At 71.9% G+C, this 17,370-nt stretch carries 12 protein-coding genes; 2 read left to right on the top strand and 10 right to left on the bottom strand.

Annotation, left to right across the window (positions count from 1 at the left end):
- Positions 1-38 precede the first annotated feature (38 nt).
- From gatB to ASE68_RS08440, 9 genes are all read right to left on the bottom strand, one after another.
- Complete coding sequence (gene gatB, locus ASE68_RS08480; protein ID WP_055857379.1) at positions 39-1,556, bottom strand: Asp-tRNA(Asn)/Glu-tRNA(Gln) amidotransferase subunit GatB; 1,518 nt, start codon at positions 1,554-1,556, stop codon at positions 39-41.
- Positions 1,556-3,088 (bottom strand): Asp-tRNA(Asn)/Glu-tRNA(Gln) amidotransferase subunit GatA, encoded by a 1,533-nt coding sequence (gatA, locus tag ASE68_RS08475; protein ID WP_055857376.1) that lies wholly within the window; start codon positions 3,086-3,088, stop codon positions 1,556-1,558. The genes gatB and gatA overlap by 1 nt, the downstream gene beginning before the upstream one ends.
- Positions 3,085-3,387, bottom strand: a complete 303-nt coding sequence (gatC, locus tag ASE68_RS08470) for an Asp-tRNA(Asn)/Glu-tRNA(Gln) amidotransferase subunit GatC (protein ID WP_055857372.1) — start codon at positions 3,385-3,387, stop codon at positions 3,085-3,087. The genes gatA and gatC overlap by 4 nt, the downstream gene beginning before the upstream one ends.
- 80 nt (positions 3,388-3,467) lie before the next feature.
- Complete coding sequence (locus ASE68_RS08465; RefSeq protein WP_082462127.1) at positions 3,468-5,294, bottom strand: alkaline phosphatase family protein; 1,827 nt, start codon at positions 5,292-5,294, stop codon at positions 3,468-3,470.
- A 63-nt stretch (positions 5,295-5,357) separates the two neighbouring features.
- The gene (gene ligA, locus ASE68_RS08460) at positions 5,358-7,709 is read right to left on the bottom strand and encodes an NAD-dependent DNA ligase LigA (protein ID WP_235480800.1); all 2,352 of its coding nucleotides are present in this window, start codon (positions 7,707-7,709) and stop codon (positions 5,358-5,360) included.
- Between the two features lie 69 nt (positions 7,710-7,778).
- A complete protein-coding gene (locus ASE68_RS08455; protein ID WP_055857369.1) occupies positions 7,779-8,537 on the bottom strand; it encodes an aminoglycoside 3'-phosphotransferase in 759 nt (252 codons plus the stop codon).
- A gap of 36 nt (positions 8,538-8,573) precedes the next feature.
- Positions 8,574-9,449 (bottom strand): hypothetical protein, encoded by an 876-nt coding sequence (locus ASE68_RS08450; protein ID WP_157421587.1) that lies wholly within the window; start codon positions 9,447-9,449, stop codon positions 8,574-8,576.
- Positions 9,450-9,656: 207 nt separating this feature from the next.
- Entirely contained in the window at positions 9,657-10,778 is a 1,122-nt protein-coding gene (gene mnmA, locus ASE68_RS08445) for a tRNA 2-thiouridine(34) synthase MnmA (protein WP_235480799.1), read from the bottom strand.
- A gap of 47 nt (positions 10,779-10,825) precedes the next feature.
- The gene (locus ASE68_RS08440; protein ID WP_055857363.1) at positions 10,826-12,064 is read right to left on the bottom strand and encodes a cysteine desulfurase family protein; all 1,239 of its coding nucleotides are present in this window, start codon (positions 12,062-12,064) and stop codon (positions 10,826-10,828) included.
- A 38-nt stretch (positions 12,065-12,102) separates the two neighbouring features.
- On the opposite strand from ASE68_RS08440, the gene glgX reads away from it, so the two are divergent.
- Positions 12,103-14,274 carry a glycogen debranching protein GlgX gene (gene glgX / locus ASE68_RS08435; RefSeq protein WP_082462126.1) on the top strand — a complete coding sequence of 724 codons (2,172 nt, stop codon included), beginning with the start codon at positions 12,103-12,105 and terminating at the stop codon, positions 14,272-14,274.
- Positions 14,274-14,771, top strand: a complete 498-nt coding sequence (gene ybaK, locus ASE68_RS08430) for a Cys-tRNA(Pro) deacylase (RefSeq protein ID WP_055857360.1) — start codon at positions 14,274-14,276, stop codon at positions 14,769-14,771. The genes glgX and ybaK overlap by 1 nt, the downstream gene beginning before the upstream one ends.
- 23 nt (positions 14,772-14,794) lie before the next feature.
- Here ybaK and glgP read toward each other — a convergent pair whose 3' ends face one another.
- Positions 14,795-17,368: an alpha-glucan family phosphorylase gene (gene glgP / locus ASE68_RS08425; protein ID WP_055857358.1), complete on the bottom strand. Its 2,574-nt coding sequence runs from the start codon at positions 17,366-17,368 to the stop codon at positions 14,795-14,797.
- Positions 17,369-17,370 lie beyond the last annotated feature (2 nt).

Below are 17,370 nucleotides of genomic sequence, written 5' to 3'. Positions count from 1 at the left end.
GTCGATGCACCGCCCGCAGACGGGAGCCCGGTGGGTCGTTACTCGGCCGTGGCCCGCTCGAGCACGAGCTCGCGCACGCGCGCCGCGTCGGCCTTGCCCTGCATCGCCTTCATGACCGCGCCGATGACCGCGCCGGCGGCCTGGACCTTGCCGTCGCGGATCTTCTCGAGCACGTCGGGCTGCGAGGCCAGCGCCTGGTCGATCGCCGCGATGAGGGCCCCGTCGTCGGAGACCACGGCGAGACCGCGGGCGTCGACGATCTGCTGCGGCGAACCCTCGCCGGCGACGACGCCCTCGAGCACCTGGCGGGCCAGGCGGTCGGTGAGGGTGCCGGCCTCGACGAGGGCCGCGAGCTCGGCGACGTGGGTCGGCGACGCCAGCGACGCGGCATCCGCGTCTCGGGTGTTCGCGAGGCGGGTGAGCTCGCCGGTCCACCACTTGCGGGCGGCCGCGGGCGACGCGCCGGCGGCCACGGTCTCGGTGACCTCGACGAGGAGACCGCCGTTCACGACATCCTGGAACTCGAGGTCGGTGAAGCCCCACTCGCCCTTCAGCCGGCGACGGCGAGCCGCCGGCGGCTCGGGCAGTTCGGCGCGGAGCTGTTCGATGAGCTCGGCCGACGGCACGACCGGCAGCAGGTCGGGCTCGGGGAAGTAGCGGTAGTCGTCGGCGTCGGACTTCGGACGGCCGGCGCTCGTGGTGCCCGTGTCCTCGTGCCAGTGCCGCGTCTCTTGGGTGATCGACCCGCCGTCGGCGAGGATCGCCGCCTGCCGCTGGATCTCGTAGCGGACCGCGCGCTCGATCGAGCGGAACGAGTTCACGTTCTTCGTCTCGGTGCGGGTGCCGAGCTTCTCCTGGCCGCGCGGGCGCAGCGAGACGTTCGCGTCGCAGCGGAGGTTTCCGCGCTCCATGCGCGCCTCGGAGATGCCGAGCGAGAGTGCGATGTCCCGGATGATCGACACGTAGGCGCGCGCGAGCGCGGGGGCATCCGCCTCGGCACCGAAGATCGGGCGCGTGACGATCTCGACGAGCGGCACGCCGGCGCGGTTGTAGTCGACGAGCGAGTACTCGGCGCCCTGGATGCGGCCGGTCGCACCACCGACGTGCGTCAGCTTGCCCGCATCTTCCTCCATGTGGGCGCGCTCGATCGGCACCTGGAAGATCCGGCCGTTCTCGAGCTCGACCTCGACCTCGCCGTCGAACGCGATCGGCTCGTCGTACTGCGAGATCTGGTAGTTCTTCGCCAGGTCGGGGTAGAAGTAGTTCTTGCGCGCGAACCGACTCGATTCGGCGATCGAGCACCCGAGCGCGAGGCCCAGCGAGATCGACGAGCGGATCGCCTGCTCGTTCACGACGGGCAGCGAACCCGGCAGGCCGAGGCAGACGGGCGTGATCAGCGTGTTCGGCGCCGCGTCGTGGAACGCCGAGTTCGCCGGGTTCGGCGCCGACGAGAACATCTTCGTCGTGGTGTTCAGCTCGACGTGCACCTCGAGCCCGATGACCGGTTCGAAGAGCTCGAGCGCCTTGTCGAAGTCCATGAGTGCCGCGCGGGCCATCAGAGTGCACCTTCCTCGGCCGCAGCCATCTCATGCGAAGACAGATCGGGCGCGCGGCTCAGCAGCGGCGCCCCCCACTCGGCCTCGAGCAGGCGCTCGAGCGCCCCGCCCACGTTGTAGAGGCGCGCGTCCTGGCGCGCCGGCGCGAGGAACTGGATGCCGACGGGCAGGCCGTCTTCGGGCGCGAGGCCCGCGGGCAGCGAGATGCCGGGAACACCGGCGAGGTTCGCCGGGATCGTCGCGACATCGTTGAGGTACATCGACAGCGGGTCGTCGAGCTTCTCGCCGAGCTTGAACGCGGTCGTCGGCGCCGTCGGCGTGGCGAGCACGTCGACCTTCGCGAAGGCCGAGTCGAAGTCGCGCTGCACGAGCGTGCGCACCTTCTGCGCACTGCCGTAGTAGGCGTCGTAGTAGCCGGCCGACAGAGCGTAGGTGCCGAGGATGATGCGTCGCTTGACCTCGGGGCCGAAGCCGGCCTCGCGCGTGGCCGCCATGACCTGCTCGACCGTGCCGCCGCCCTCAGGCGTGACCCGGAGGCCGAAGCGCACCGAGTCGAACTTCGCCAGGTTGGAGGAGGCCTCGGCCGGGAGGATCAGGTAGTAGGCGGCGATCGCGTACTCGAAGCTCGGGGCGTCGATCTCGACGATCTCGGCGCCGTTGCGTTCGAGGAGGGCGAGCGCCTCGTGGAAGCGCGAGCGCACGCCCGCCTGCACGCCGTCGGAGTCGAGCTGCTTCACGACGCCGATGCGCACGCCCGCGACATCCGCTCGGCGCACCGCGTCGGCCATCGACGGCCAGGCCTCGGGGATCGACGTGGAGTCGTGAGGATCGTGGCCGGCGATCACGTCTTGCAGCAGCGCCGCGTCGAGCACGGTGCGCGTGACGGGGCCGATCTGGTCGAGCGAGGAGGCGAGGGCGATCGAGCCGTAGCGGCTCACCGCGCCGTACGTGGGCTTGACGCCGACCGTGCCCGTGACGTGGGCGGGCTGGCGGATCGAGCCGCCCGTGTCGCTGCCGAGCGCGAGCGGCGCCTCGAAGGCCGCGACGGATGCCGCAGAGCCACCGCCCGACCCGCCGGGGATGCGGTCGAGATCCCACGGGTTGTGGGTCGGCCCGTAGGCGGAGTGCTCGGTGGAGGAGCCCATGGCGAACTCGTCCATGTTGGTCTTGCCGAGCGGAATCATGCCCGCCTCGCGCACGAGGCGCACCGGCGTCGCGTCGTACGGCGGGATCCAGCCCTCGAGGATGCGCGAACCGGCGGTCGAGGGCATGCCCTCGGTGACGAGCACGTCCTTCACGGCGATGGGCACGCCGGCCAGCGGGCCGAACGCCTCGCCCGCCGCGCGGCGACGGTCGACGTCGGCGGCCGCCGCGAGGGCGCCCTCGGCGTCGACGTGCAGGAACGCGTGCACCGCGCCGTCGACGGCGGCGATGCGGTCGAGGTGGGCGCGCGTGGCCTCGACCGACGAGACGTCGCCCGAGGCGATGCGCTCGCCGAGCTCGGCGGCGGTCAGGCGGATGATCTCGCTCACTGCTCCTCCCCCAGGATCGCCGACACGACGAACCGCGTGCCGTCGACCGCCGGTGCTCCGGCCACGGCCTGCTCGGCCGTCAGCACATCATCGCCGACCACGTCGGCGCGGAACACGTTCTGCAGCGGGATCGGGTGACTGGTCGGCGGAACGTCGGGGGTCGCGACCTCGCTGACCGTCTCGACGGCCTGCATGATCTGGCCGAGCTCCGTCGTGAGGTGCGCGATCTCTTCTTCGGTGAGCGCGATGCGAGCGAGGTTCGCGAGATGCGCGACCTGCTCCGCAGTGATTTCGGACATGCTGCTCCGTCGTCTCGTGATGGGGATGCTTCGATTCTATCGGCGGCGGGCCGTGCGGCGCGTCGGGCCCCGCACCCGGCCTATCCCTGCACGCCGAAGAGCCCGTCGCCGTACTTGTGCAGCAGCCGGTACGCGTCGGCGTAGGTCTCGGGCTCCGGCTCGTCGGCCTGCCCGAAGCGCGCCAGCAGCATGCCGAGCAGGCCCCGCGCGGGCGGACTCAACGGCTTGTCCTTGTGCACGTGGGCCGGGTGCGGCGGCGTGGCCTGCGGGTTCGGCGGCAGGTACTGCGGCGTCGTCGACGGCCAGGTCGACGGATGTCGCGGCGCATCGAGGTTGACGGCGTTGAAGAGGTTGTTCGCACCCGCGTCTCGACGCGTGAGCGGCTTCAGCCCGTGCAGGCGCGCCAGCGTGGCGATCACCGCCGCGTGGTGCATCTCGTCGTGGACGACGGTGCCCGCCCTCGTGTAGGCGGAGACGGCGATGGCCGGCACGCGGCATCCGAGCCGGTCGAAGGTGAAGCCCATCTCGCCGGGATCCTCGTCTTCGTGGGGCGGCGTCGCGACCGGCGGCGGCACGTGGTCGTAGGTGCCGCCGTGCTCGTCGAACGTGATGAGCAGGAGCGTGTTCAGCGCGTTCGACCCGCCCGAGCTCGCGCTCGTCTTGACCGCCTCGTAGATGCGGTGGATGAGCAACTCGCCCGCGCGGACGTCGGAGACCGCGCTGTCGATGATCTCGGTGCCGTCGAAGTCGGACTCGCGGAGCTTGCCGAACGGCGGATGGAAGTCGTTGTGGTTGTAGACCATGCGCGGCTCGATGAAGGCATAGGCCGGGAGCCTGCCGGTGCGCACGTCGTCGTAGAACTGCTCCATGGTCGCGAACCGCTCGGTTCGCCAGTACGGCTCGAGCACCGGCGCGTGCAGCACGCCCGTGAACGACACGAGCTGGAGCTCGTCGAAGTAGATGCGCCAGCTCACGCCGGCCTCCTCGAGCCGGTTGAAGACGGTCGGCGTCGGATCGGCGTCGATCCACTTGCGGTAGCCGCCGCCGTGCTTGTTCGTGACGAAGCCGTGCGAGGTCGACGCGTGGAAGAACGAGCGGTTGCAGAACGTCTGCGACGGCACGCCGCAGTGCCAGGCGTCGTACACGGCGAAGTTCTTCGCCAGGGTCGAGAGCACCGGCAGCATCTCGGGCGAGAACGACCCCATGATCTGGTTCGCCTCGTCGGCCGTGGGCTGCTTGCCCTTCTTCAGCCGCTCGTAGTTGATGACGTAGTCGTCGAGGAAGCCCTTCATCGTCGGCTTCTGCCCCGGCTTGGGTGCGTTGTACGGCGCGTCCATGTCGCCGACCTCGACCTCGGAGTTCGTCGACGGGTCGACGATGCCGAACAGCTGGGTGTTCACATGCGGGAACTCCTCGCCGGGATCGGGGTTGGGCTTGCCCATGATCTCGTCGGTCGTGCCCTCGTACACATGCACCGGCACCTCGGTGCCGTCGAGCCCGGTGTTCGAATACGTGCCGAAGGCGAGCCCGTCGAAGCCCGCAGCGGGCACGTCGTCGGGGGTGTACAGCCAACCGAGCAGGTTGTCGAACGACCGGTTCTCGCCCATGACGACGACGAGGTGGTCGAATCCGGCCTGCTCGCGAGGGGTGAGCGCCGCGAACTCGTCGGAACCCTCGGCGAAGCCGCGCGCATGGCCGACGGCGAGCCCCGCCGATGCGCCGGCGCCGGCGCCGACCACCGCTCCGGCCGCCGCCGCACCGCCGAGCTTCAGGAAGTCCCTGCGCGAGGCTCCTTCGGCCGGGGACGCCTGGACCGCCTCCGCTTCGGTCGAGTCCGATGCGCTCGACGCGCCTGATGCGTCGCCGTGATCCGGCGCGTCGGCGCTCGAAGTCGTCTCTTCGGTCATCTGCTCCCCCGTCGGCCGTTCGGTTCGACCGCGGCCCCTCCCGCCCGGTCGTCGGCTCCGCAGCTACTCGTCGAGCGCTGCGGGCCCCTGTGTCACGAGTATGGCGAACTGCGCGGCATCGAGCACGCGGAGTCCGAGTTCTTCGGCCTTGGCGAGCTTGGACCCTGCACCGGGCCCGGCCGCGACGAAGTCCGTCTTCTTCGAGACGCTCGACGCCGCCTTGCCGCCCGCGTTGATGATCGCCTCCTGGGCGCCCTCGCGGGTGAACCCCTCAAGCGACCCGGTCGCGACCACCGTGAGACCGGCGAGCACGCCCCCGGCGGCGGCCGCGGCCCCCGGACCCGGATGGCCGTCGGTCTGCCACTTCACCCCAGCCGCCGTCCACCGGTCGATGATCTCGCGGTGCCACTCGACCTCGAACCACTCGAGCAGCGAGTCGGCGATGATGCCCCCGACGCCGTCGACCTCGGCGAGTTCGTCGCGCGTCGCGGCGCGGACGCTCTCGAGGGAGCCGAACCAGTCCGCGAGCGCTCGCGCGGCGACCGGACCCACGTGACGGATATTCAACGAGACGATGAGCCGCCAGAGGGGCTTCGTCTTGGCCTTCTCGAGCTCGGCGAGGAGCTTGGTCGCCGCCTCGGACGGGCCGACCTCGCGGAAGTCCTTCTTCACGCCGGCGGATCGCCGCTCGGCCGGCGTCAGCGTCTCGGTGCCGGGCGGGTAGGTGATGCGGACCTTCTGGAACGGCGCGCGCCTGACCGGTTCACCGGTCGCCTCGTCGAGCTTGGCCTCACCGGTCTCGGCATCGCGCACGACGACCTCGATCGGCACGAGCTCGTCGAGCGTGAGCTCGAACAGTCGCGCCTCGGTCGGGAGGGGCGGTTCGGCCGGGAACGAGGGCTGCGTGAGCGCTGCCGCGGTGACCTCGCCGAGCGCCTCGATGTCGAGGCCTCCGCGTGAGCCGATGTGCTCGACGCGCCCGCGCACCTGCGCCGGGCACGACTCCGCGTTCGGGCACCGCAGGTCGATGTCGCCCTCCTTCATGGCCCGGAGCGGCGTGCCGCATTCGGGGCAGACCTCTGGCATGTGCCACTCGACCTCGTTGCCGTCGCGCAGTTGCTCGACTGCGCCCAGGATCTCGGGGATCACGTCGCCGGCCTTGCGCAGCACGACCGTGTCGCCGATGAGCACGCCCTTCGCACGCACGACCTGCTGGTTGTGCAGGGTCGCCTGACGCACGGTGCTGCCGGCCACCTTGACGGGCTCCATGACCGCGTACGGTGTCGCCCGGCCCGTGCGGCCGACGCCGACGACGATGTCGAGCAGCTTCGTGTGCACCTCTTCTGGCGGGTACTTGTAGGCGATCGCCCAGCGCGGGGCCCGGCTCGTTGCGCCGAGCTCGTCGTGCAGTTCGAGCTCGTCGATCTTGACGACGATGCCGTCGATCTCGTGCTCGACGTCGTGCCGGTGCTCGCCGCGGTCGGCGATGTACCCGGCGACCTCGTCGACGCTGCCGAAGACGCGCGAGTGCGGGGAGACCGGCAGCCCCCACGAGGCGAGCAGGCCGTAGATCTCAGATTGGGCCGCGACGTCGGGGTGCGCCCACGCGCCGATGCCGTGCAGGTAGAGCGAGAGCCGCCCGAGGCGCTCGCGCATGAGCACGAGGTCGGTCTCGCTCTTGTTCTCGCGCCGCTGGCGGAGGCTGCCCGCGGCGGTGTTGCGGGCGTTCGCGAACTCGGCGTACCGCGTCGGGATCGCGTCGGCCGGCCTGCCCTTCGCGACCCATTCGGTCTCGAAGGCGGCCTGCAGCTCGTGCTGTCGCTCGTTGAGCGCCTCGAAATCGGCCGAGCGGAGGAACACCTCGCCGCGCACCTCGAAGAAGCCGGGATAGCCGGAGCCCTCGAGCCGACGCGGGATCACCGGGATGAGGTCGACGTTCTCGGTGATGTCCTCGCCGACCCGTCCGTCGCCGCGGGTGGTCGCGGTCTCGAGCACGCCGTCGCGATAGGCGAGGCTGATCGCGAGTCCGTCGATCTTCAGCTCGCTGAGCCAGTGCACGCGACGCCCGGCGGAGGCCTCGGCCTTGGCCGCCCACTCGCGGAACTCCTCGATCGAGAAGACGTTGTCGAGGCTGAGCATGCGTTCGGCGTGCTCGTGCTCGGGGAACCCGGCCGTGACGATGGCGGCGCCGACCTGCTGCGTTGGGCTGTCCTGCCCGGCGAGTTCGGGGAAGAACCGCTCGAGCGCCTCGAGCCGGTGGAAGTCGGCGTCGTACTCGGCGTCGGAGAGCGGCGAGTCGCCATCGCCGTAGTAGGCGAGTCGCGCGCCCTCGATGCGCGCGGTGAGCGCATCGGCTTCGGCACGGGCCGCCTCGAAGTCTGCGGGCACGTCGGTCTCGGCGGGGATCTCGCTCACAGGCTCATCCTATGAGCGACCACCGACGCGACGCCCGACGCGACGCCGAGAACCGGCACCGGCGCGCTGTCAGGTCGCGTCCCAGAGCGCTCGGTAGTAGGCGATGCGCTCGGCGTCGGGCTCGATGCCGTAGGCCTCGAAGAATGCGGGCTCGGAACCGCCGCCGAAGTTCCACTCGAGGCTCCAGCTGCCGACGGCGAGGTCGGCCCAGCGGTCGGCGACGCCGAGCCTCGCCACATCGACGATGCCCGCGAACGCCCCGCGCACGTCGATGAGGGTGTTCGGCGCGCAGGGGTCGCCGTGGCAGACCACGAGCCGGTCGATGGGCGGCGCGTCGCGCAGGTGCGGCGGCACGACGAGCCAGGAGTCCTCCGCGACCGCGATGCGAGCGGCGACCGACCAGTCGAACGGGCATTCATCGGGGTCGACGGCGTCGTGCAGGCGCCGCAGTCCGGTGCCCATGGCGCGCGCCGCGACATCCGCTCGTGCCGACCAGGCGGCCGAGACCGCGGATGCCGCGTCGATCGCCTCGGTCGCGAGCCACTCGCCGCGCTCGTCGTGACCGGACGCCACGACCCGCGGGGCGGCGATGCGGCCGCGAAGCCACGAGAGACGTCGCTCCTCGTCGGCGAGCGACTCCCCCGTGCCGTTCGGATTCCACTTGACGAAGCAGGAACCGCCCGCGGCGGCGGGGCGCTCGACCCGGAACGTCAGCCCGCCCGCCGTGTTGCGCCAGACGGGCGTGATCGACCCGCCGGAGGCGAACGCCTCGACCGCGTCGGGCACCGTCACCGCCTCGTCGGGAACGCCGGCGAGCTCACGCGTCACGTGAGCTCACCGGCGTGATGGTCGGCAGGGGGCGGATCAGCGCTCCTCGACGAATCCGGCGCGGTCGACACGGCGGTGGTACCGCGTGCCCGACATGCCGCCGAGCACGGCGCCGGCGAGGCTCGAGACGAGCACGATCGCCGCGATGACGAGGCCGGCGACGGTGAACTCCTCGGGGCTCATCTGGATGCGCGGGTACAGGTTCGCATTGGCGAGCACGTCGACCTGGCTGCCGATGATGACGCTGACGAGCGACACCACGATCGCGATCACGAGTGCCCAGACCCAGACGGCGAGCCCCTGCACCGCGCCGTTGAACCGCGCCATGCGCGCTGCGACGTAGCCGCCGCACCAGTACGACGCGAGGAGGATCAGGGCGAGCACGGTCACGGCCACCCATCCGACGCTCTCGGAGGCGACGCCCGTGAGCACGGCTGCCCGACCCGTCGTGTCGATGCCGAGGGCGGTGCTCGCCCCGGCGACGGTGCCCGTCAGGATCGCCGCGGTTCCCGTGGCGGTCAGCCAGCCGAAGAGTGCGGAACCGATCTTCACGCCGCCGAAGGCCTCGCGCTGGCGTGCGACGACGGCCCGGCGGGCGGCTGCGCCGTAGGGCGCGGCGTCGGCTTCACCGTCGGCGGCGGTCGGCTCGTCGGAAGCGGAAGCGGAAGCGGAAGCGGGTGCGGGTGCGGCGGGCGCTTCGACCGTGCCGGTCTTCGTGCCGCGGGCGTCCGGACCGGTCGCGACCACGGGGTACGCGACGGTGTCGCGGTCGTCGGCCGTGCGGTCGTCGGTACGTGCGGGGGTGCGGTCGGCGGCCTCGCGCTCGTCGATGACGGCGGTGGCGGGTGCGGCGGATGCTGCGGGTGCGGGGTGCGTGGCGCTTCGTTCTTCGGGAACTCGGGGGGTGGTCACGTCGTCCTCCTCGGGGTGCGCCGCTCGATCGAGCGACGTCCGATGAATCTAGTGAAGGCTCGATTCACGCCGCTGGGCCTTGACACCGCGGCCGCAGAACCGCTATTTCACGCGCGGCATCCGCCTGATCGCCTCCGACTCGTCGGCTTGGGGCCCACGCCGCCCGACCCGAACAGCGGATGCCGCGACCGGCCGCGCGACCGACCGCTACGCCCCGACGGGCACCGCACTGACGGTGCGGTCGATCGTGAACTGGCCCAACACCCGCGTGCCGACGTAGATCACGGCGGTCTGCCCGGGGGCGACCCCGTCGAGCGGGATCTCGGGCGTCACGACGAACTCCGGCGTGCCCGCGGCATCCGGCACGACCTGTGCAACTGCGGGAACGGGATCGGCATGCGCGCGGATCTGCACCTCGCACGCGAACTCCGTCGACGGGTCGGCCGGCGCGAGCCCGGCCCAGGTGTAGCGGGAGCCGGCGATGAGCGCGGTCGCGAGGGCCTCCTTGGGGCCGACCACGACGGTGTTGTCCTTCGGTCGCACCTCGAGCACGAAGCGCGGCTTGCCGTCGGCCGCGGGGGTTCCGAGGCGCATGCCGCGACGCTGGCCGACCGTGTAGGCGTGCGCGCCCTCGTGGGTGCCGACGACGGCGCCCGTGCGGTCGACGATGTCGCCGGTCGCGGTGCCGACGCGCTCGGCGAGCCAGCCCTTCGTGTCGCCGTCGGGGATGAAGCAGATGTCGTACGAGTCGGGCTTCTGCGCGACGCTCAGGCCGCGCTCGGCGGCCTCGGCGCGCACGAGCGCCTTCGTCGGCGTGTCGCCGAGCGGGAAGTAGGCGTGGGCGAGCTGCTCTGCGGTGAGCACCCCGAGCACGTAGCTCTGGTCCTTCGCCTCGGCGCTCGCGCGGTGCAGTTCGCGGTTGCCCGCGGAATCGGTCGTGATCTTGGCGTAGTGGCCCGTTGCGACGGCGTCGAACCCGAGGGCGAGCGCCTTCTCGAGCAGCGCGGCGAACTTGATGCGCTCGTTGCAGCGCATGCACGGGTTGGGCGTGCGGCCCGCGGAGTACTCGGCGACGAAGTCGTCGACGACGTCGGCCTTGAAGCGCTCCGAGAAGTCCCACACGTAGTACGGGATGCCGAGCACGTTCGCCGCACGCTGGGCGTCCATCGAGTCCTCGATGGTGCAGCAGCCGCGGCTGCCGGTGCGCAGGGTGCCCGGCATGCGGCTGAGCGCCAGGTGCACGCCGACGACCTCGTGCCCCGCCTCGACCGCGCGCGCGGCCGCGACGGCGCTGTCGACGCCACCGCTCATCGCTGCAAGAACCTTCACCACTCCAGTGTAGGCAGGTGCCCCTGAGCGGATGCCGCGTGCGGGCCTCAGCGGTCGAACGACGTGGCCCGGGCGGCGAGCCCAGCCTTCGCGGCCTGCGCGTGCGCGGCCGGCAGCGCGGCGAGGAACGCCTCGACGTCGGCGTCGGTCGAGTCGTGGCCGAGCGTGATGCGCAGGGCGCCCCGTGCGTCGGCCTCGGTGCGACCCATGGCCATGAGCACGTGGGAGGGTTCGGGCACGCCGGCCTGGCACGCCGACCCGGTCGACACGGCGACCCCTGCGGCGTCGAGCAGGAACAGCAGGGAGTCGCCCTCGCACCCGTCGAAGGAGAGGTGCACGTTGCCGGGCAGCCGGCCATCGGCGGTCGGGTCGCCCGAGAGGTGCACGCCGGGCACCGCGGCGAGCGCGCCGCTGATGAGCCGGTCGCGGAGGCCGGCCATGCGTGCTGCGTCTTCGGGGAGCGCGGACTGCACGGCCTCGGCGGCGGCGGCGAACGCGGCGGCCGCGGCGACGTCCTGCGTGCCCGAGCGCACCTTGCGCTGCTGACCGCCGCCGTGGATGAGCGGTTCGAGTGAGGCCGACCGGTCGAGCACGAGCGCGCCGATGCCGGTGGGGCCGCCGATCTTGTGCGCCGAGACGCTGAGCGCGACGAGTCCGGCGCCGCGCGGCGCCTGGGTGTCGCGACGGATGCCCCGGACGTCGATCGGCACCTGTCCGTACGCCGACACGGCGTCGACGTGCAGCGGCACGCCGGCCGCGGCCGTGAGGCGAGCGACCTCGGCGACCGGCTGGATCGTGCCGACCTCGTTGTTGGCCCAGAGCATCGTGACGAGGGCGACGGATGCCGCGTGCTCGTCGAGCAGTCGCTCGAGCACGTCGAGTCGCAGCCGTCCGACCCCGTCGAGCGGCACCTCGTCGACGACGGCACCCTCGTGGGTCGCCAGCCATTCGACCGTGTCGACGGTGGCGTGGTGCTCGCCCGCGGGAACCAGGATGCGGCGGCGCGCGCCGGAACCGTCTGGTGTGCTCGCCTGCCGACTCCACCAGAGGCCCTTGATCGCGAGGTTGACGGCCTCGGTGCCGTTGCCGGTGAACACGACCTCGATGCCGTCGACGCCGAGGGTCGCGGCGATGCGCTCGCGGGACTCCTCGAGGACCCGCTTCGCGTGCTGCCCGGCGCTGTGGATCGAGGCGGGATTGCCGACCAGCCGCATCGCGTCGACCATGGCGTCGATCGCCTCCGGCCGCATGGGGGTGGTGGCCGCGTGGTCGAGGTAGACCGCCATGCGCCCTCCGTCCCTCGTGTGGATCTACTCTAGAACGCATGTCTGAGCGCGATCCCCTGCACGACCTCGGCGTTCGAACGAGCGCCGACGGCGGAACCGTCCGCGTGTGGTCGGCGAATGCGACCTCGATCGAGCTCGAGGTCTTCGACCGTGCCGACGCCGGATGGGCGACCGACCGGGTCGAACTCGTGCGCGACGAGCACGGCGTCTGGCAGGGCTCGTCGGCCGCGCTGGTGCACGGCGCGCGTTACGGCTTCCGCGTCGACGGCCCTTCGGGTGTCGAGCACGCGTTCAACCCGGCGCAGACCCTGCTCGACCCGTACGCCAGGGGGCTCGCGTCCGTCGGCGGCGGATCGTGGCACGGCGTCGCGCTCGAGCCGCTGACCGGGGCCGGCGGCGCGAACGCCGACCACGACGGCGCGTTCGACTGGGGCGGCGCCGAGAAGCCGCGGGTGCCGCTCGACCACACGGTCGTCTACGAGGCGCATGTGCGCGGCTTCTCGAAGCTGAATCCGGCCGTGCCCGAGGCGATGCGCGGAACCTATGCGGGTCTCGGTCACGACGCCTCGATCGAGTACCTCACAGGCCTCGGCGTCACGACGGTCGAGCTGCTGCCCGTGCAGGCGTTCCTGTCGGAGCACCGGCTGAAGCGCCAGGGCCGCACGAACTACTGGGGCTACAACACGCTCGGGTTCTTCGCGCCGCACGCGCCGTATGCAACGGCCGCCGCCCGCGCGAACGGCGCGGGGGCGGTGCGGCGCGAGTTCGCCGACATGGTGCGCCGTCTGCACGACGCCGGCTTGGAGGTCGTGCTCGACGTCGTCTACAACCACACCGCCGAAGAGGGCCGCCAGGGCCCGACCTACTCGTTCCGCGGCATCGACAACGCGGCGTACTACCGGCACGACGCGCACGGCCGCTACGTCGACACGACCGGATGCGGCAACTCGCTCGACTTCGGGCGCGACGAACCCCAACGGCTCGTGCTCGACTCGATGCGCTACTTCGCCGACGAGCTCCAGGTCGACGGGTTCCGCCTCGACCTCGCCGCGACCCTCGGCCGTGACGACCACGAGGCGTACACGCCCGACCATCCGCTGCTGCAGGCGATGCTCGCCGATCCGGTGCTCGGGGCGTCGAAGCTCATCGCCGAACCGTGGGACGTTGGCCCGGGCGGCTGGCAGACGGGCAACTTCCCGCGTGGGTTCATCGAGTGGAACGACCGCTACCGCGACCGCATGCGCGACTTCTGGCTCGGCGACCTGCGTCGCGAGCGCGAGACCGGCGACGCCGGCAGCGGCATCGGCCGCTTCGCGACGCGTCTCGCGGGCTCCTCGAACACGTTCAGCCGCGAGCGGGGGCCGCTCGCGAGCCTCAACTTCATCACCGCGCACGACGGCTTCACGCTCGCCGACCTGACCGCCTACGACGTCAAGCACAACCTCGGCAACGGCGAGCAGAACCGCGACGGCACCGACGGCAACAACTCCTACAACCACGGCGTCGAGGGCGAGACCGACGACGTCGAGGTGCTCGCGGCGCGTCGGCGCAGCATCCGGAACCTGCTCGGCACCCTGCTGCTCTCGGCGGGCGTGCCCATGCTCACCGCCGGCGACGAGTACGGGCGCTCCCAGCGCGGCAACAACAACGCCTACTGCCAGGACTCCGACCTGACCTGGCTGTCGTGGAGCGCCGACGACCGCGACGCGGGCATCGAGGCGACCGCCCGTCGACTCGTGCACCTGCGCCGCGAGAACCCGGCGATCCGGCCCGTGCGCTTCGGCGTCTTCGGCGAGACGACGCCGAGCGCGTCGCAGATGGACTGGTACACCGCCGACGGCGAGACCATGACCATCGACGACTGGAACGACCCCGCCGAGCGCACGCTGCAGTACCTCGCGGCCTCGACGCCGGAGGTCGAGGAGTTCAACCGCATCCTGCTCGTGGTGCACGCGCACGAGGCGGCGGCCGAGGTCGTGCTGCCCGAGCACGACGGGGTCACGGGCTACATGCTGCTCTGGGACTCGTCCGACGAGCACCCGGTGACGGAGTCGAGCGAGCACCTCCCCGGCGAGCGCGTCGGCGTTCCGCCGCAGTCGATGCTGCTCTACCGCGCATTGGGCGAGGCGTCGAGCGCAGCGTCGGTGGCGGGCGCGGCTCCCGCCGCGGCTCCGGGCGACGTATCCGAGGCGACCACCGGTCGAATCTGATGGCCAGACGGTCGGATGCCGCGGCGGGCACGCCCGCGACCCTCGCGCTGACCCGGGCGGGCGTCGCGTTCCGCGCGCACGCCTACGAGCATGACCCCCGCGCCGCCGCATACGGGCTCGAGGCCGCCGAGAAGCTCGGCCTCGACCCCGACCGCGTGTTCAAGACGCTGCTCGCGGTCGTCGACGGCTCGCTCGCCGTCGCGATCGTGCCCGTCGCGATGCAGCTCGACCTCAAGGCGTTCGCACAGGCCCTGGGCGGCAAGCGGGCAGAGATGGCCGATCCCGCCGTCGCCGAACGCAAGACCGGGTACGTCGTCGGCGGCATCAGTCCCATCGGGCAGAAGACGCCGCTGCCGACCGTGCTCGACGAGTCGGCCATCCTCTGCGAACGGGTCTACGTGTCCGGCGGTCGCCGCGGGCTCGACCTCGAGCTCGCACCCGACGACCTCATCGCCGTCACCTCGGGCCGCTACGCGCCCATCGCCCGCGCCCGCTGACGGCCGCACGGCCGCCGCGGCGCTCAGCCGGCGACGGCGACGAGTCCCAGTTCCGCCGGCGAGGTGAGCAGCGCATGCCGCGGCACGACGCGCACGGTGTACCCGAACGAGCCCGCCCGGTCGAGCACGATGGTGCCGGTGTACAGCTGCGGCCCCGAGGCGGCGGACCCGGCATCCGTGCCCGACACCGCGGGCGTCAGCGGCGTGCGCTGCGCGTGCTCGATGCGCTCGTCGGAGCGGCTGCGCCCGTGCACGGCCTCGACCGTGACGTCATCGGCCGCGAGCCCGCCGAGGTCGACGTGCGCGCGCAACCGCAGCTCGTCGCCGACGTGCGGCGCGTCGACGCCGCCCGACTCGACGTGCCTGACCTGCACCCTCGGCCACGCCTCGCGCAGCCGCGCGCGGTACGCAGCGAGCTCCTTCGCGCCCCGGTCGTTGTCGGCGGCCACGCGCTCGGCCTGCTCGGCGGCGGGCCGGTAGAGCTCCTCGACGTACTGCTTCACCATGCGGTCGGCGCCGAGTTCGGGCGCGAGGGCCGTCAGCGTGGTGCGCACCCGGCGCACCCACTCGACGGGCACTCCGTCGTGGTCGCGCTCGTAGTAGCGGGTCGCGACGCGGTGCTCGAGCAGTTCGTAGAGGGATGCCGCCTCGAGCGCGTCGCGCTCGCCGGCGTCGCCCGCCGCATCCGCCGACGGGATCACCCAGCCGTAGTCCTCGCCCTCGTACTCGGCCCACCAGCCGTCGAGGATCGACAGGTTGAGCGCACCGTTGATCGCGGCCTTCATGCCGGAGGTGCCGCATGCCTCGAGCGGGCGCAGCGGGTTGTTCAGCCATACGTCGCAGCCGGGGTAGAGCAGCTCGGCCATGCCCATGTCGTAGTCGGGCAGGAACACGATCCGCTCGCGGAGCTCGGGCTGGGAGGCGAACTGCACGAGCTTCTGGATGAGCCGCTTGCCCTCGTCGTCGGCGGGGTGGGACTTGCCGGCGATCACGAACTGCACGGGGCGGTCGGGATTCGTGAGGATCGCCTTCAGCCGCTCGGGGTCCTGCAGCATGAGCGTGAGGCGCTTGTAGGTCGGCACGCGGCGCGCGAAGCCGACCGTGAGCGTGTCGGGGTCGAGCACGCGACCGACCCACCGTGGAGGCTGGGCGCCGGCGTGCTGCTCGCTCCACGCGGTCGCGAGGCGCCGACGCGCGTCTTCGACGAGCTGCAGGCGCATGCTGCGCTTGACGCCCCAGAACTCCCCGTCGGAGATCGCGTCGCTGCGCCAGTCGGCGTGCTCGGTGTCGCCGGTTCCGAGGTTCGACTCGGCGAGCGCGAGCAGGGCGGGGTCGGTCCAGGTCGGCGCGTGCACGCCGTTCGTGATCGACGTGATCGGCACCTCGTCGGTGTCGAAGCCGGGCCACAGGTCGCCGAACATGCGCCGGCTCACCTCGCCGTGCAGCTTCGAGACGCCGTTCGCGTGCTGCGCGAGGCGGAGGCCCATGACGGCCATGTTGAACGCGCTCGTCGCCGGATCCGCGCCGGGCTCGACGCCGAGGGCGAGGGCGTCTTCCAACTCGACCCCCGGCAGCAGCGACGACGTGAGGTAGCGCTCGACGAGACCCCGGTCGAAGCGGTCGATGCCGGCGGGCACGGGCGTGTGCGTCGTGAACACGGTGCCGGCGCGCACGACCTGCAGCGCCTCGGCGAACGAGAGGCCCTCGCCGATGTGCGTCGAGATGCGCTCGAGGCCGAGGAATCCCGCGTGCCCCTCGTTCATGTGGAACACGTCGGGCGCGGGTCGCGATGCGAGTTCGGTGTACATCTTCACCGCGCGGGCGCCGCCGACGCCGAGCAGCAGCTCCTGCAGCAGGCGGTGCTCGCCGCCGCCGCCGTAGAGGCGATCGGTCACCGAGCGCAGCGCGTCGGAGTTCACCGGGATGTCGGTGTCGAGCATGAGCAGCGTGATGCGGCCGACGGCGGCCGTCCACACGCGTGCGTGCAGCTCCGCGTCGTCCGGCAGGGCGAGGGTGACCTGCACGGGCGACCCGTCGGGGTGGCGCAGCATCGAGAGCGGCAGCCCGTCGGGGTCGAGCACCGGGTAGCGCTCCTGCTGCCATCCGTCGTCGGTGATCGACTGCGAGAAGTACCCGGCCTTGTAGAACAGGCCGACGCCGATGAGCGGCACCCCCAGATCGGACGCCGCCTTCAGGTGGTCGCCGGCGAGGATGCCGAGGCCGCCCGAATACTGCGGCAGGGCCGCCGTGATGCCGAACTCGGGCGAGAAGTACGCGATCGTGCGCGGCACGTCGGCGCCGAGCGACTGGAACCAGCGCGGCTGCTCGAGGTACTCGCGCAGTCCGGCGCGTTCGCGCTCGGCCCACTCGACGTACCCGCCGTCGCGGGCGAGCTCGTCGAGCCGCTCGGGGGCGACCTCGCCGAGCAACGTCACGGGGTCGCGGTTCGACGCCCGCCACAGCTCGGGATCGATGGCCTCGAACAGACGCCGGGTCGGCTCGTGCCACGACCAGCGCAGATTGGCGGCCAGCTCCTCGAGCGCCGAGAGCGGGGCCGGGACGACGGCTCGGACGGTGAACTTGCGAATGGGCTTCACGG

The organism is Agromyces sp. Leaf222 (assembly GCF_001421565.1).
Lineage (GTDB): Bacteria > Actinomycetota > Actinomycetes > Actinomycetales > Microbacteriaceae > Agromyces.
The sequence above is the reverse complement of the archived record's forward strand: the minus strand, read 5'-3'. Positions and strand labels throughout refer to the sequence as shown.

Coding starts and splice junctions, on each gene's coding strand:
- gatB (WP_055857379.1), bottom strand. CDS start 1,556: ATGGCCCGCGCGGCACTCATGGACTTCGACAAGGCGCTCGAGCTCTTC.
- gatC (WP_055857372.1), bottom strand. CDS start 3,387: ATGTCCGAAATCACTGCGGAGCAGGTCGCGCATCTCGCGAACCTCGCT.
- ASE68_RS08465 (WP_082462127.1), bottom strand. CDS start 5,294: ATGACCGAAGAGACGACTTCGAGCGCCGACGCGCCGGATCACGGCGAC.
- ASE68_RS08440 (WP_055857363.1), bottom strand. CDS start 12,064: ATGGCGGTCTACCTCGACCACGCGGCCACCACCCCCATGCGGCCGGAG.
- glgX (WP_082462126.1), top strand. CDS start 12,103: ATGTCTGAGCGCGATCCCCTGCACGACCTCGGCGTTCGAACGAGCGCC.
- ybaK (WP_055857360.1), top strand. CDS start 14,274: ATGGCCAGACGGTCGGATGCCGCGGCGGGCACGCCCGCGACCCTCGCG.